16 protein-coding genes and 1 tRNA gene are annotated in these 13,144 nt (G+C 72.8%); 4 read left to right on the top strand and 13 right to left on the bottom strand.

Annotation, left to right across the window (positions count from 1 at the left end; genetic code table 11):
* Positions 1 to 40 precede the first annotated feature (40 nt).
* Positions 41 to 1,297 carry a metal-dependent hydrolase family protein gene (locus HGB44_RS25970; protein WP_061080605.1) on the top strand — a complete coding sequence of 419 codons (1,257 nt, stop codon included), beginning with the start codon at positions 41 to 43 and terminating at the stop codon, positions 1,295 to 1,297.
* Positions 1,298 to 1,341: 44 nt separating this feature from the next.
* On the opposite strand, the gene HGB44_RS25965 is transcribed toward HGB44_RS25970, so the two are convergent.
* The 8 genes from HGB44_RS25965 to purU all read right to left on the bottom strand — a co-directional run bounded on the left by HGB44_RS25965 (position 1,342) and on the right by purU (position 5,634).
* A complete protein-coding gene (locus HGB44_RS25965; RefSeq protein ID WP_210752176.1) occupies positions 1,342 to 1,743 on the bottom strand; it encodes a VOC family protein in 402 nt (133 codons plus the stop codon).
* Positions 1,744 to 1,786: 43 nt separating this feature from the next.
* On the bottom strand, positions 1,787 to 2,377 hold the full coding sequence (locus HGB44_RS25960; RefSeq protein WP_061080604.1) for an Asp23/Gls24 family envelope stress response protein: 591 nt from the start codon (positions 2,375 to 2,377) through the stop codon (positions 1,787 to 1,789).
* Positions 2,378 to 2,379: 2 nt separating this feature from the next.
* Complete coding sequence (locus tag HGB44_RS25955) at positions 2,380 to 2,985, bottom strand: DUF6286 domain-containing protein (protein ID WP_061080603.1); 606 nt, start codon at positions 2,983 to 2,985, stop codon at positions 2,380 to 2,382.
* A gap of 1 nt (position 2,986) precedes the next feature.
* Positions 2,987 to 3,361: an Asp23/Gls24 family envelope stress response protein gene (locus HGB44_RS25950; protein ID WP_061080602.1), complete on the bottom strand. Its 375-nt coding sequence runs from the start codon at positions 3,359 to 3,361 to the stop codon at positions 2,987 to 2,989.
* Between the two features lie 17 nt (positions 3,362 to 3,378).
* On the bottom strand, positions 3,379 to 3,552 hold the full coding sequence (locus tag HGB44_RS25945; protein ID WP_168444147.1) for a hypothetical protein: 174 nt from the start codon (positions 3,550 to 3,552) through the stop codon (positions 3,379 to 3,381).
* A 37-nt stretch (positions 3,553 to 3,589) separates the two neighbouring features.
* Complete coding sequence (locus HGB44_RS25940) at positions 3,590 to 3,910, bottom strand: hypothetical protein (protein WP_061080601.1); 321 nt, start codon at positions 3,908 to 3,910, stop codon at positions 3,590 to 3,592.
* On the bottom strand, positions 3,910 to 4,383 hold the full coding sequence (locus HGB44_RS25935) for an Asp23/Gls24 family envelope stress response protein (RefSeq protein WP_082768364.1): 474 nt from the start codon (positions 4,381 to 4,383) through the stop codon (positions 3,910 to 3,912). Before HGB44_RS25935 ends, HGB44_RS25940 begins: the two co-directional genes overlap by 1 nt.
* Before the next feature lie 363 nt (positions 4,384 to 4,746).
* Positions 4,747 to 5,634, bottom strand: coding sequence for a formyltetrahydrofolate deformylase (gene purU, locus HGB44_RS25930; RefSeq protein WP_061080599.1), 888 nt, complete (start codon positions 5,632 to 5,634; stop codon positions 4,747 to 4,749).
* 177 nt (positions 5,635 to 5,811) lie between these two features.
* On the opposite strand from purU, the gene HGB44_RS25925 reads away from it, so the two are divergent.
* The gene (locus tag HGB44_RS25925) at positions 5,812 to 7,038 is read left to right on the top strand and encodes an amino acid deaminase/aldolase (RefSeq protein ID WP_061080598.1); all 1,227 of its coding nucleotides are present in this window, start codon (positions 5,812 to 5,814) and stop codon (positions 7,036 to 7,038) included.
* A gap of 35 nt (positions 7,039 to 7,073) precedes the next feature.
* On the opposite strand, the gene HGB44_RS25920 is transcribed toward HGB44_RS25925, so the two are convergent.
* From HGB44_RS25920 to HGB44_RS25910, 3 genes are all read right to left on the bottom strand, one after another.
* A complete protein-coding gene (locus tag HGB44_RS25920) occupies positions 7,074 to 7,331 on the bottom strand; it encodes a transposase (protein WP_231972427.1) in 258 nt (85 codons plus the stop codon).
* Positions 7,332 to 7,609: 278 nt separating this feature from the next.
* Positions 7,610 to 8,008 carry a DUF3618 domain-containing protein gene (locus tag HGB44_RS25915; RefSeq protein WP_061080596.1) on the bottom strand — a complete coding sequence of 133 codons (399 nt, stop codon included), beginning with the start codon at positions 8,006 to 8,008 and terminating at the stop codon, positions 7,610 to 7,612.
* A 15-nt stretch (positions 8,009 to 8,023) separates the two neighbouring features.
* Complete coding sequence (locus HGB44_RS25910) at positions 8,024 to 9,142, bottom strand: CDP-alcohol phosphatidyltransferase family protein (protein ID WP_061080595.1); 1,119 nt, start codon at positions 9,140 to 9,142, stop codon at positions 8,024 to 8,026.
* A 316-nt stretch (positions 9,143 to 9,458) separates the two neighbouring features.
* Between HGB44_RS25910 and bcp the strand changes: the two genes are divergently transcribed.
* Both bcp and HGB44_RS25900 read left to right on the top strand, forming a co-directional pair.
* Positions 9,459 to 9,941 (top strand): thioredoxin-dependent thiol peroxidase, encoded by a 483-nt coding sequence (gene bcp, locus HGB44_RS25905; RefSeq protein ID WP_017568093.1) that lies wholly within the window; start codon positions 9,459 to 9,461, stop codon positions 9,939 to 9,941.
* 90 nt (positions 9,942 to 10,031) lie between these two features.
* Positions 10,032 to 10,106 (top strand) — tRNA-Leu (locus HGB44_RS25900).
* Positions 10,107 to 10,287: 181 nt separating this feature from the next.
* On the opposite strand, the gene HGB44_RS25895 is transcribed toward HGB44_RS25900, so the two are convergent.
* On the bottom strand, positions 10,288 to 11,544 hold the full coding sequence (locus HGB44_RS25895) for a serine/threonine-protein kinase (protein ID WP_233458903.1): 1,257 nt from the start codon (positions 11,542 to 11,544) through the stop codon (positions 10,288 to 10,290).
* A gap of 251 nt (positions 11,545 to 11,795) precedes the next feature.
* Complete coding sequence (locus tag HGB44_RS25890; protein ID WP_061080594.1) at positions 11,796 to 13,142, bottom strand: M16 family metallopeptidase; 1,347 nt, start codon at positions 13,140 to 13,142, stop codon at positions 11,796 to 11,798.
* Positions 13,143 to 13,144 lie beyond the last annotated feature (2 nt).

Raw genomic sequence — 13,144 nt, 5'->3', positions numbered from 1 at the left:
AACATATATTGCAACAACGCGAACCCCGACGGAGGTATCCATGACCCGCCAGTCAGAACCGCACATCCTCTTCACGGGCGCCGGACTGCTCGACCCCGAGGCGGGGACGCGGACGCCCGGCTCCTGGCTCCTGGTGCGGGACGGCCTCATCGCGGGCAGCGGCCCGGGCACCCCGCCCGAGGTGGGCCCGCAGGTACCGACCGTGGACCTGGCGGGGGCCACCCTCATGCCGGGCCTGATCGACGCCCACGTGCATCCGACCGCCTTCAGCGCCGACCTCGGCGCCGCGATGGACGAGTCGCCCTCCTACGTCGCCAGCTACGCGGGCCGTTCCCTGAGCGCCATGCTCAGGCGCGGCTTCACCACCGTCCGCGACGTCGCCGGGGGCGACTGGGGTCTGGCCAGGGCGGTCGAGGAGGGGCTCGTCGACGGCCCCCGACTCATGTTCGGCGGCAAGGCGCTGTCGCAGACCGGCGGCCACGGCGACTTCCGCGCGCCCGGACGCCAGGGCAACGACACCCACGCCTGCTGCCCCGGGGCGGGCATCGTCTGCGACGGGCCCGTGGAGTTCCGCCGCGCGGCCCGCGAGCAGCTGCGCACCGGCGCCCACCACCTCAAGATCATGCTCTCGGGCGGTGTGGCCTCCCCCACCGACCGCATCGACTCCACCCAGTCCTCCGAGGACGAGATCCGGGCCGTGGTGGAGGAGGCCGAGGCGGCCAACCGCTACGTGACCGGCCACGCCTACACCGCCCGTGCCGTCAACCGCGGGCTCCGGCTCGGCGTGCGCTGCATCGAGCACGGCAACCTCATCGACGAGAGCAGCGTCGAGCTGTTCCTGGAGCACGACGCCTACCTGGTGCCCACCCTCGTCACCTACCAGGAGCTCTCCCTCCAGGGGGCTGCCAACGGGCTGCCCGCGGCCAGCCAGGCCAAGGTGGACACCGTGCTCAGCCGGGGTCTGGACGCCCTGCGCATGGCCCACGAGGCCGGGGTGAACCTGGTCTTCGGCAGCGACCTGCTCGGCGGCATGCAGGACCGCCAGAGCCAGGAGTTCGCCATCCGCGGCCGGGTCCAACCCGCCGCGGACGTGCTGCGCGCCGCCACCGTCAACGCCGCCCGGCTCCTGGGGTTGGAGGGGGTCGTCGGCACCCTGCGCGACGGGGCGCGGGCCGACCTCGTGGTGGTCGACGGCGACCCGCTCGCCGACATCGGGGTCCTGGCCTCGCCTGAGTCGAACGTGCGCACCGTGCTGCGCGACGGCCGGGTCCGCCACGAGCGCGACGCCGTGCGCTGACGCGACCGGCGGGCGCGGGTCCCGGAGCCCGCGCCCGCCGCCGTTCAGGAGATGGTGGCGGTCGCGTCCATGTACAGGAACTCCCACAGGTGGCCGTCGGGGTCGGCGAAGGAGCGCGAGTACATGCCGGTGTGCTCGGTACTCCTGGCGTGGGTCGCCCCGGCCACGGCGGCGGCCTCCGCGATCCGGTCGACGTCCTCGCGGCTGTCGGCGCTCAGGCAGGTGATCACCTCGGCGCCCGCGGAGGTGTCGGCTATCCCCGAGGGCGTGAACTCCGCGAAGAAGGGTTCGGACAGGAACAGGACGCGCGATTGGTCGCTGACGACCATGCACAGCGCCTTGTCGTCGGAGAAGGCCTCGTCGTAGCCGAAACCCAGCGCGCTGAAGAACTCGCGGGTGGCGTCGACGCTCTTGACGGGCAGGTTCACGAAGGTCATTCGAGTCATGTGGCGAAACTAACAGCGGGTACAGACAATCCGCGGCACCTGCTCAGGCCAGGCTGCGCCGCGGGTTCTTGGCCGGTGCCGTCATCGACATCCGCACGACGGCCGGCACCTGCTCCAGATCCAGCGCCCGGCGCAGGTTGGCCAGCGCCTCCGAGCTCACCCGCCGCCACACCCCGGCCACGTCCGCGTCGTCGTCCAGGGTCAGCGCCAACCGCAGGTGCGGCGCATCGGCGGACTCGGTCAGCCGTGCGCGGGCGCGGCGCACACCCGGGTAGTCGGCGACCTCCTGCTCCAGGGCCCCGCGCGCCACGTTCTCGGACATCTCCAACCGCCCCTGGTCTCCGCGCTCCAGGACCAGGCGCCCCACCGTGTCGTTGAGTCCCTGGGCCATCAGCCAGCGCAGGGCCAGGAAACCGGCGACGAAGGCCACCGCGACCACCGCGTAGGGCACCCACTGCTGGTCGAGTGCCTCCCGGACCCCGGGACCGAGCAGGGCGCTGTCGGCCGCTCCCCCGCCGAACAGGCCGCGTCCCGCGGCCAGCGACACCAGTCCGGCGGCGAGCAGCGCCGCGCCCACGACCGCCAGCCCCCAACGGTTCCCCCGCGCCGACCTGCGCGACCTGTCACCAGCCATGGTCAACCCTCCGCGTACCGCACGTGGGTGGCGATCCGCATGCTGCGCAGCGGCGCCAGCTCCTCCAACCGCCGCTCCACGGCCGCGGTCACCTCGGCGGGCAGCCCCGCCGACCTGCGCATCCCGGTGCGCGCGTGCACCCGGATCCTGTTGCCGCGCACCGTCACGTGCACGCCGTCGACGCCGCTGACGTCCTCGGCCGCGGCGGCCACCGCCCGGCGCAGCGCGGGCCGGGTCAACCCCACCACCAGGGCGGGGTCGTCGGTGCGCAGCGCCGTCCAGCGCCCCCGGCCGGGGGCCAGGGCGGCCACGATCAGGGCCAGTCCGATCAGCGCCAGGACCGCCGAGGCGATCTGCACCGACGGCATCGACCAGGTCGTGGTCGCCGCGTACCCGCTGGCCGCACCGACCGGGATCAGACCCAGCGGGCTCCCCGCCAGGGCCGAGATCACCTCGGCGGCGGCCACGACGGCCACCAGGAGGATCACGAGGCCCGTGATCACCGCGGGCCAGGACCGCCGCGGACGGAACGTGTGGACGGCCACCCGCCTGGCCCGGCGGTCGACGCCCTGGTCGGGGCGTCCGAGCACCTCTTCCACGGTGGTCATGTCAGCGCACCAACTCCGTGATCTCGATGTCGATGTGGTGGACCCGCTTCCCGGTGATCCGCTCGACCCGCTGCCCCACGTGCCCGCGCACCCGTGCGGCGACCTCGCGCACGGAGTGCGGATAGTGGACGCCGATCCGCAGCCTGAGCAGCACGACCTCGCCGCTCACCCGGGCCCGCGCCGTGCGCGACCGGGCGGGGAGGGCGCCGGGGACCTCGCGGACCGCACGCGCGGCCGCCTTCTCGACCACACCGGGCTCGATGACGGTGCGGCCGCCCGGGTCGCGGTCTCCCCCGCCCCCGGTCCGCTCCCGGGCGACCTCGTCGCCCGGGCGTTCCCTCTGTCGGGGAACCGTGCTGGTCCGTACTCCGGCCACGTCCGCTCCCTCACATCTCAGGCGGAGCGCCGCGAGAACATCGCGGTGAGGTCGATCTCGCCCTCCATCGCCCGACCGGCGACGAACCCCGCGATCCCCAGGACCAGGACCAGCGCGAAGGCCGTGAACCCGCCGAACGCGGCGGCCAGACCCAGTACCGTCCCGTAGGACAGTCCGACGATGGGCCACATGGCTTCCCCCTCTTGTCCAGCACCCGATGCTGCCTGCTCAACCGCCCGCCCGTGCGCCGTCCCGCAGTCCCGCGACCACGTCCTCCACGGACACGTGGACGGTACGGCCCCCGGCGATCGGGGTCAGGTCGCGGCGCAGATCGGCGGCGATCTCCGGCAGGGGCCGCCCGAACCGGACCACGACGCCGACCTCGACGCTGTCGGCGCGTACCGCCACCCCGAGGACCCGTCCCCCGGGGACGGGCGTGGTCAGTGTTCCGAAACCCCCCGAGGACAGCTCCACCACGTCCGGAGAGCGCTCGGTCTCCTCCACCAGGCGCCGGGCGACCTCGCCCGGGTCCTCGTCGGCGGCCGCCATCACTGGACCCGGGGCGCGGACTCGCCGTCGTCCTCGCCTCGGTCGTCGTCGGGCAGGTGGATGTCGTCCACCTTGATGTTGATCTCGGTGACCTCCAGCCCCGTCATACGCTCCACCGCCGAGGTGACGTTGCGGCGCACGGCCGCGGCCAGGTCCTGGATGGCGGTGCCGTACTCGACGACCAGGTCGATGTCGACGGCTGCCTGGCGCTCGCCCACCTCGACCGAGACGCCCCGCGAGACCGAACCGCTCTCGCCGCCGCCCCGGGTCACCGCGTCCCTGACGGCGCCGACGGCACGCGCGGTCCCGCCGCCCATGGCGTGCACGCCGCCGATCTCGCGCGCGGCCATTCCGGCGATCTTGGCGACCACGCCGTCCGCGATCTGGGTGCGCCCGCCCTCCTCCCGCGAGGAGTCCCCCCGGTTCGTCCGGCCCGACTCGCGGGCTCCCGGCACCTTGGTCTCGGTCCTCATGTCCGTCACTGGGTCCCCCTACGCAGTGTGCGGGCCGCACGGGCGGTTCCGACGCCCCCTGGGGGCGTCCCCCTGACCGCTCCCCGCGCCTTCCCGGCGGATGTGCCCTCCCAGAGGGCCGGACCGAAACCCGAGCCCGTGTCATGGCCGGAAGGATGTCGAACTGATCACACCATATACATACACACTGTAGCGGACAAGGTACTGTGAGTAATTTTTCCTGGTCGGAACGGGCAACGACAGCCCCATCCTCGACCCAAAACAGCGTCGAGAACCTGACCTGGGCAGGAAAACGCACGGGGGGCGCCCGCGGGCGCCCCCGTGCGGAAGCCACTCCCCGCCGACGTGCGGCGGGCGTCCGGCTCAGCCGAAGATGACCGTCTTGTCCCCGTTGAGCAGCACCCGGCGCTGCGCGTGCCAGTTGACCGCGCGCGCCAGCGCCACCGACTCCAGGTCCCGGCCGATCGCCGTGAGCTGCTCCGGGCTGTGCGTGTGGTCCACCCGGGACACCTCCTGCTCGATGATCGGGCCCTCGTCGAGGTCGGCGGTGACGTAGTGGGCGGTCGCGCCGATCAGCTTCACACCGCGCGCGTGGGCCTGGTGGTAGGGCCGGGCGCCCTTGAAGCTGGGCAGGAAGGAGTGGTGGATGTTGATGATCCGGCCGGACATCTTGGTGCACAGCTGCTCGGAGAGCACCTGCATGTAGCGCGCCAGGACCACCAGGTCCACGTCGTAGGAGTCGACCAGCTCCAGCAGGCGCGCCTCCTGCTCCCTCTTGCTCCCGGCCGTGACCGGCAGGTGGTGGAAGTCCACGCCGTAGGAGTCGGCCAGGAACCCCAGGTCGGGGTGGTTGGAGACCACGGCGGCGATGTCCGCGTCCAGCAGGCCGCTGCGCTGGCGGTAGAGCAGGTCGTTGAGGCAGTGGCCGAACCTGGACACCATCACGATCATGCGCGGGCGCACGTCGCGGGGACTGAGGGTCCACTCCACGAACGCGCCGCCCCCGTCGCCGCCGAAGTCGCCCGCGAGCGCCGCGAAGGCGCTGCGCAGGACGTCCTCCCCCACCACGCCGTCGCCGCCCCGCTCGGCCACGAACTGCATCCGCAGGAAGAAGCGTCCCGTGTAGTGGTCGCCGTACTGCTGACTCTCGGTGATGTTGCAACCGTGGTCGGACAGCAGGTTGGCCACAGCCGCGACGATGCCCCGACTGTCGGGGCACGAAAGGGTCAGAACGTACTCACGCTCACTCATGGAAAGAACCACTCCCGGGGTCGGACGGCTGATCAGCCGTGACATCCCAGGGTATCGCCCCCGCGGCACCGGGGGCCGGTTACCGCGAAGCCGTACGCGGACCGCCCCCGCACGGGTACCGCGTCCCCTTTCCCACGGAGAATATGAAAGACATTCATGTTCTGGCATGCTCAGGACATGACAAGTCTGCGCGAAACGTACGAGGCCGCCACACGCGGTCTCGAAGCCCCCTTCGCCCTCGTCGACATCGCCGCCCTGCGCGCCAACGCGGCCGACCTCACCCGCCGCGCCCACGGCAGACCCATCCGGGTCGCCAGCAAGTCCGTGCGCAGCCGCGAGCTGCTGCGCACGGTCCTCGCCCTGCCCGGCTACGCGGGCGTCATGGCCTTCACCCTGCCCGAGGCCCTCTGGCTGGCCACCGGCGACCACCCCGTCAGCGACGACGTCCTCGTCGCCTACCCCACCGTCGACCGCCAGGCCCTGGCCAGGCTCGTGCGCGACCCCGGCGCCGCCCGCGCCATCACCCTGATGGTGGACGACACTGCGCACCTGGACCTGATCAGCGCCGCCGTCGCCGACGCCGCCGAAACCCGTGGCCCCGACGCCCCTCCGGTCCGGGTGTGCCTGGACGTCGACACCAGCTGGCAGCCCGTCGGGCCGCGCCTGCGCGTGGGCACCTACCGCTCCCCCGTGCGCACCCCGGCCCAGGCCGCCGCGTTCGCCCGCGCCGTCGCGGTCCGCCCCGAACTGGAGCTGGACGGGATCATGGCCTACGAGGGCCAGATCGCCGGAGTGGGCGACGCCCCGCCCGGCAGGCCGCTCTACGGCCGCCTCCTGCGCGCCGTCCAGCACCGCTCGGCCGTGGAGCTGGCCAGACGCCGGGCCGCCATCGTGCACGCCGTCAGGGAGGTCGCCGACCTGCGCTTCGTCAACGGCGGGGGCACCGGCAGCCTGCACACCACCGGCCGGGAGAGGGCCGTGACCGAACTGGCCGCGGGCTCAGGGCTCTACCACCCGCACCTGTTCGACCACTACCGCTCCTTCGGCGGACGCCCCGCCGCCCTGTTCGCGCTCCCCGTCGTGCGCCGGCCCGGACCGGGCGTGGCCACCGCCCTCGGCGGCGGCTACCCCGCCTCGGGGCCCGTGAACGCCCACCGCGCACCGCTCCCCCACCTGCCCGCCGGGCTCTCCTACAGCGCCAACGAGGGCGCGGGTGAGGTGCAGACGCCCCTGCTCGGCGCCGCGGCCGACGGCCTGTCCGTCGGCGACCGGGTGTGGATGCGCCACGCCAAGGCCGGAGAGCTGTGCGAGCGCTTCGACACCCTGCACCTGGTGGACTCCGGCACCGGCGAGTACGCGGGCTCCGTGCCCACCTACCGGGGCGAGGGCCAGACCTTCCTCTGACGTCCTCTCCCGTCCGAAGAGCGGGAGAACCCAGCTCACGGAACCCGTCCGCCGCTGGTGGTCCACGCTTCGAAGCCCGCCTGGCGGCGGGGGCTCCACGTCCTGACACCCACCATGTCCTGGGGCGCTCGCTGCTTGACCGCGTGCTCGATGTTGCGCGCGGCGTTGGTGTCGGCGTGCGCGGTGTGCCCGCGCCCGGGCGCCTCGCACACGAACCGGTCCCGCGACTTCCGGCTGCCCTCGGCGATGTCCCGGCACCGCGAACAGCGCCGCGAGGCGTTCGGGGCGGGCACCCGCACCAGGTGTGTCCGCCCCGGTCGGCGAGCTTGTACTCCAGCAGGGTGACGGTGCGTCCCCATGCCTGAGAGGCGATGGCCCGGTTCAACCCGCGCTTTTGTGCCACGTCGGTGCCCGGGGCCTCCACCGCCCCCCCGGGGCCCTTATCCGTCTCCGGCCCGTGCCGGACGCCGCTCCCGGCGCCCCGTGGACACCCGGCCCGCCCCGGCGGACGCCGCACACACGAGGAGGGGCCCGCGGACGCGGACCCCTCCGACCGTGTGCCGGACCGGCACTACTTCCTCCTGCGGTGCACCGCCCAGGCCACCACGCCCACGGCGACGACCGCGCCGACGCCGACCGCGAGCAGCAGCGCCTCCGGGGGGAGCTGGCCGCGCGACTGGTAGGTGGTGACGACGTGGCCGTCACCCTTGACGACGATGCTGCCCTCCTCGGGCTCCACCGGGTGGCTCTCCACGCGCACCGCGCCGCCCCCGACCACCAGGGCGCGCGCCTCGTCCACGATCCGGGCGCCGCGTTCGCGGGCCCTCTCCATCTGCCTGCGGGCGATGTTGGCGGGCCGGGCCTGCACGCTCAGCTCGTCCAGGGTCTCGGCGAGCTGGCGCTGTTCGCGATTGATCTCGGCGACGACGTCCGCCGGGGTCAGGCGCGGTTCGGTGTCACGTCCCGTCATGGGTGCCTCTCTCCACTAGCGCAGGGTCGTCTGAGAACCCGTGTCCGAGCCGGTGTCCCGGCTCCCTTCCTCCGCGCCGTCGGACGGACCGGAGAATCTCAGCGCGCTGTCGATTCCGTCGACCACGCGGAAGAAGTCCCGCGTGGACAACCACAGTTTATAGATGATGGCGATCTCGAAGGCGAGGAGCAAAACACCCGCCACGGCGGTGATCCACCCGATAAGGGACGGCGCGCCGAACGCGGCGGCCGCCAGCGGAGCGATCACGAACACCGACATCTGGAACTCGATGCCGCCCACCAGGTGTGTTCTGATCCGCCTGGCGTTGAGGGCCGACCAGAACCGCTGGTACCACGGGAAGCGGTTGCGGAACTCCTGGTGCAGGTCCACCTTGGGCAGGGTCAGGTCGGGCTGTTTGCCCGCCGTGCGCTGGTTGCGCGCCTCGCGCTCGTTCTGGCTGTGCAGGATCTGCTCCAACACGCCGATGCCGTGGCGCAGCACCGCCTGCTCGCCGCCGTCGCTCATCGTCCGCCCGCCCGCGCCGGTGGCCGAGCCGGTGTCGTCCTCCTCCGGCTCCAGCATCGACAGGGTGGCGCGGGCCCGCTCCAGGGCGGCGGCCAGGTGCGAGCGCATCTCCCTGCGGACCTTGTACACCTGGAGCGCGTTGAGGTAGCGCAGCATGTCCAGGAAGACCACGGCCAGGGCCAGCCACACGAACCACACCGGCCCGTTGCCCTCGGCGTCCTCGGCGACGACGTACTGTCCGCCCATCAGGGCGACCACGCACACCAGCACCCGGAACCGGTCGGAGACGTAGTCCATCCACGACCCGAACAGCGACTCCGAGCCGGTGAGCCGGGCCAGCTTGCCGTCCGTGCAGTCCATGAGGAAGGACAGCAGGTACAGCAGCGCGCCCAGCGCCAGGAAGTGGCGGTAGCCCAGCGAGAAGCAGACGGCCGCGCCGAGCCCGAGGAAGAGCGCGACCACCGTCAGCTGGTTGGGGGTGATCGAGGTGCGGTTGGCCACCAGGCGCACGAGCCGGACCGCGATGGGGTCCACGAGGTAGACCGTCCACCAGGAGTCGCGCTCCTTGAGGGTCCGGGCCCTGACCTCGTCGAGTGTGAATCCAGGCATCGTCGCCAATACTCTCCAAGCGAAGCGGGTGTGTTCCGGCCCGCCGGGCGCCGCCGACGCGGCGTCCCCGGTGCGCGGCGGACGTCGCCGGGGCCGAACGACAGGACGAGTGCGGTCAACAATAGGTGATCGCACCGCTGGTCACTCCGGATGCGGCCGAACCGAACCGGAATCGCAACCGAAGACCGTCCCCCCAGCCTGGCACAGCCGACGAAGCGCCAGCTCCCGGGGCACCGGAAGGCGGGGAATGGCTAGGGTGAAAGCGAGATACGGCGGGGCGGCGCCGCCCCGCCCGCGAACCCGAGGGGGACACCACGTGAGCGACCCGATCCGCCTGGAGCCCGGCGACCAGGCACCCGACTTCACCCTCGACGACGCCGACGGCAAGCCCGTCACCCTGAGCGAGGTGCTGGCCTCCACCGGCAAGCGCGTCGTCCTGTACTTCTACCCGGCGGCCATGACCCCCGGATGCACCACGCAGGCCTGCGACTTCCGCGACAACCTGCGCGACTTCGACTCCGCGGGCCTCACCGTCCTGGGCGTGTCCCCGGACACGAGCGACAAGCTGGCCAGGTTCCGTGAGAAGGAGGGGCTGACCTTCCCGCTGCTGGGCGACCCGGACAAGGACACCCTGCGCGCCTACGGCGCCTTCGGTGAGAAGAAGAACTACGGCCGCGTCGTGCAGGGCGTCATCCGCTCCACCGTCGTCGTGGGCACCGACGGCCGGGTGGAGAAGGCCTTCTACAACGTGAAGGCCACCGGCCACGTCGACCGGATCAAGAGGGAACTGGGCCTGTGACACGGGTGCCGGGGGCGGTCCCGGCCGCCTGGGGACGCGGACTCCCCTGCGGCCGGGCCCCGCGCCCGGCACCGGTACAGTTGTCCGGAAGGGGCCGTAGTCCAACTGGCAGGAGACGGCAGCTTTAGGTGCTGTACAGTGCGGGTTCGAATCCCGCCGGCCCCACTCGGCGCCGGGTAGCCCTGTTCGCGGGCTGCGCCCGCTCCCCGGACCCGCCTCGCCGCTCCCCCATCGGGGGACGGCCCCGCCCCCCGCGCAGTACGGGGTTTCGCTGCCCGCCGGTGCGCTCCGTCCGCCGCCGAAGGTCAGGACCCCACACCTCACGGCGGCGCCGAAGGGCCGCCGACTAGCGGCCGAGCAGCGCCCAGAGCATGACCGCGAGCAGCACCAGGACGCCGAGGGAGACCGCGGCGATGGTGGCCACCGCGGGCAGGCGGCTGCGCTCGGCGTGCTTGCCCGAACTGGTCAGTCCCAGCGTGTCCGTGGACTCGCGGATCGAGGTCATGACCGAGTTCATCGCCTCGGGGCTGTTGCGCAGCCGCTCGTTGATGGACTCGGCCAGCACGTGCGCGCCCGCCTTGAAGTGCTCGCGGGCCGACTCGCGCTCCTCGCCACCGGGACGGGGATCAGCGGGTGTGGCGGTGCCCTGGGCCGCCGTCTCCGGGCTCGTCTCGGGCGCCCACGGCGCCAGGGCCGCGATCCGCAGCATCTTGGTGGCGTTCTCGGCGGTCAGCCGCTCCGAGGGCTCCACCCGGAGCAGCCCGGCCAGCACCGGCGCCAGCGGGCCCGCGCTGGCGGCCTCGGCGGGCTCGTCCAGCTGCTCCTGGCGCAGGATCTTGATGTAGCCCTTGCGGTCGTAGGGAGGGTGTCCCTCCACCGCCGCGTACAGGGTGGCGCCCAGGGACCACAGGTCGGACTCGGGCCCCACCGGGCCCGCCTTGGCCCGCTCCGGCGGGATGTAGGCCGGGGAGCCGATGATGCGCCCGGAGGCGCTCAGCGCCGACTCGCCGTTCCAGGCGGCCAGCCCGAAGTCGGTGAGCACGACCCGTCCGGCCTGGCTGATCATCACGTTCTCGGGCTTGACGTCGCGGTGCACGATGCCCTCGGCGTGCGCGACCTTGAGGGCGTCGATGAGCTGGAGGCCGATCTCGGCCACACGCTGGTAGGGCAGCGGACCGCCCACCTGGATGAGCTCCTCCAGGGTGGAGGCCTCCACCAGCTCCATGACGATCCAGGGGCGGTCGTCCTCGTCCACGACGTCCAGGACGGTGACCAGGCCGGGGTGGGTGAGGCGTCCGGCGACGCGGGCCTCACGGGTGGTGCGCTGCAGGAGCGACTCGCGCTCGGAGCGGCTCAGGTCCGCGGGCAGGCGCAGCTCCTTGACGGCCACCTCGCGGTCGATGACCAGGTCGGTGGCACGCCAGACGGTGCCGACACCGCCCCGGGCGATCTCCGACACCAACTGGTAGCGCCCCTTGAGCAGGCGTCCCTCCGGACGGGGCTCGGCCGTGTCGGCCGCCTCCTGTCGCGCGGAGGAGCGCGACGCCTCAGGGCGCTGCGTGTGGGGGTTCTCTAGGGAGGACACGGTTATCCACGGGTCCATTCACCGGCCATGGTGGCCTCCTGCGGGAGCATTGCGGTCGCTGTCACCACGTAGGTGCACGGATCACTCGTTATACCAGCAGGACGCCGGATCCATGCTGGTGGTTGCCACATCACGGACACATAGGTTCGCTTTCGTTATGTCCGGCGACAACCCCAGCATGCAGTGACGTAGCTCTCACTCCGACGCTCCCGTGCCTGCTGGCGGGGGCGGCGCGGGTGCGCGGGCGGACCCCCGCGCACCCGGCGGTCTCAGGTCCAGAGCGAGTCGGGGGTGCGCACCTCGACCGGGCCGATCCCGGTGTCGGTGAGCGGCTGGCGCAGGCGCTCGGCGTCGCCGACGACCACCACGACCGACTCCTCGGGGCGCAGGTACTCGATGGCGGCACTGTCCAGGGACTCCTTGGTGAGCCCCTCGTACCCGGCCCGGACGCGGTCCACGTGGTCCTCGGGCAGGTCGTGCACCACCATGTCGACCAGGGCCCCGGCCATGGCGCGCGCCGTGGCGTAGGTGACCGGCAGGCCCACCGTGTTGGAGTCGCGCACGGCGGCCAGCTCCTCCTCGGTGACCCCCGACTCGCGCAGCTTGGCGACCTGCTCCAGCGAGGAGGTGACCGAGTGCGCGGTGGTGTCCGCCTCGACCTGGGTGGACATGAAGAACACCCCGCTGTCGCGGCGCAGGTCGAAGCGGGACCCGGCGCCGTAGGTGTAGCCCAGGCGCTCGCGCAGCTCCAGGTTGAGCCGGGAGGTGAACATACCGCCCAGGACCTCGCTGACGCCCTCGGCGCGCGGCAGGTCCACCTGCGAGCGGGAGGGGGCGCGGTGCGCGATGACCAGGGCGGACTGCACGGAGCCGGGCCGGTCCACGATCAGGACGCGGGGCAGGTCCCCGGGCGGCGGCGCGGGCGCGGTCTGCTCGGTCGTCCGCACGGCCGCGGCGTCGCCGAACACGGTCTTGCCAAGGTCCTCCAGGTCGATCCCGGTGAGGTCGCCGACGACCACGAGGGTCCCGGCCACCGAGGCGACGGAGTCGGCGTGGAAGGCCGCCACGGTCTCGGGGGTGACGTCGGCCAGCCGCACCGGACCGCCCGCGAGCGGCGTGGCGTAGCGGCCGGTGAACAGCTGCCCGCCCAGGCTGCGCATGGCCAGGGTCCCGGCCGAGGCCGCCTCCAGCCAGAACCGCTCCAGCAGCTGGTCGCGGCGGCGGACGACGTCGTCGGGGGCCAGCGCGGGGCGGCGCACCGCGTCGGCGAACAGGCGGACCGCCTCGGGCAGGCGTCCCGCGGGGGCGTCCAGCCCGGTGATGAAGGCGTCCCAGTTGACGCGGGAGACCCACTCGGCGCCGTGGCGCTCCAGGGCGGGTGCCAGGGAGCTGTTGCCGTCGGGGCCGTCCTCCAGGACCTCGCTGGTCAGCGCGCTGACGCCCATGGCGTCGAGCGGCTCGGCGGCACCGCCGTGCGGGTGCACGAGGCGGAGGGAGACGAGCTGTTGGCCGGGTACGTCGATGGCGACGACCGTGCCGCCGCCCACGGTGAGGCGGCGGGGCTTGGGGAAGGTGTAGGACGCTACGGCACCGAGGTCCGGGCGTGTCTGCGGCATGC

The organism is Nocardiopsis alborubida (assembly GCF_012396365.1).
GTDB classification, from domain to species: Bacteria; Actinomycetota; Actinomycetes; order Streptosporangiales; family Streptosporangiaceae; genus Nocardiopsis; species Nocardiopsis alborubida.
The sequence above is the reverse complement of the archived record's forward strand: the minus strand, read 5'-3'. Positions and strand labels throughout refer to the sequence as shown.

Coding starts and splice junctions, on each gene's coding strand:
- HGB44_RS25910 (WP_061080595.1), bottom strand. CDS start 9,142: ATGCCTGGATTCACACTCGACGAGGTCAGGGCCCGGACCCTCAAGGAG.
- HGB44_RS25960 (WP_061080604.1), bottom strand. CDS start 2,377: ATGGCTGGTGACAGGTCGCGCAGGTCGGCGCGGGGGAACCGTTGGGGG.
- HGB44_RS25940 (WP_061080601.1), bottom strand. CDS start 3,910: ATGGCGGCCGCCGACGAGGACCCGGGCGAGGTCGCCCGGCGCCTGGTG.
- HGB44_RS25965 (WP_210752176.1), bottom strand. CDS start 1,743: ATGACTCGAATGACCTTCGTGAACCTGCCCGTCAAGAGCGTCGACGCC.
- purU (WP_061080599.1), bottom strand. CDS start 5,634: ATGAGTGAGCGTGAGTACGTTCTGACCCTTTCGTGCCCCGACAGTCGG.
- HGB44_RS25935 (WP_082768364.1), bottom strand. CDS start 4,383: ATGAGGACCGAGACCAAGGTGCCGGGAGCCCGCGAGTCGGGCCGGACG.
- HGB44_RS25895 (WP_233458903.1), bottom strand. CDS start 11,544: ATGGACCCGTGGATAACCGTGTCCTCCCTAGAGAACCCCCACACGCAG.
- HGB44_RS25925 (WP_061080598.1), top strand. CDS start 5,812: ATGACAAGTCTGCGCGAAACGTACGAGGCCGCCACACGCGGTCTCGAA.
- HGB44_RS25890 (WP_061080594.1), bottom strand. CDS start 13,142: ATGCCGCAGACACGCCCGGACCTCGGTGCCGTAGCGTCCTACACCTTC.
- HGB44_RS25970 (WP_061080605.1), top strand. CDS start 41: ATGACCCGCCAGTCAGAACCGCACATCCTCTTCACGGGCGCCGGACTG.
- HGB44_RS25955 (WP_061080603.1), bottom strand. CDS start 2,985: ATGACCACCGTGGAAGAGGTGCTCGGACGCCCCGACCAGGGCGTCGAC.
- HGB44_RS25915 (WP_061080596.1), bottom strand. CDS start 8,008: ATGACGGGACGTGACACCGAACCGCGCCTGACCCCGGCGGACGTCGTC.
- HGB44_RS25945 (WP_168444147.1), bottom strand. CDS start 3,552: ATGTGGCCCATCGTCGGACTGTCCTACGGGACGGTACTGGGTCTGGCC.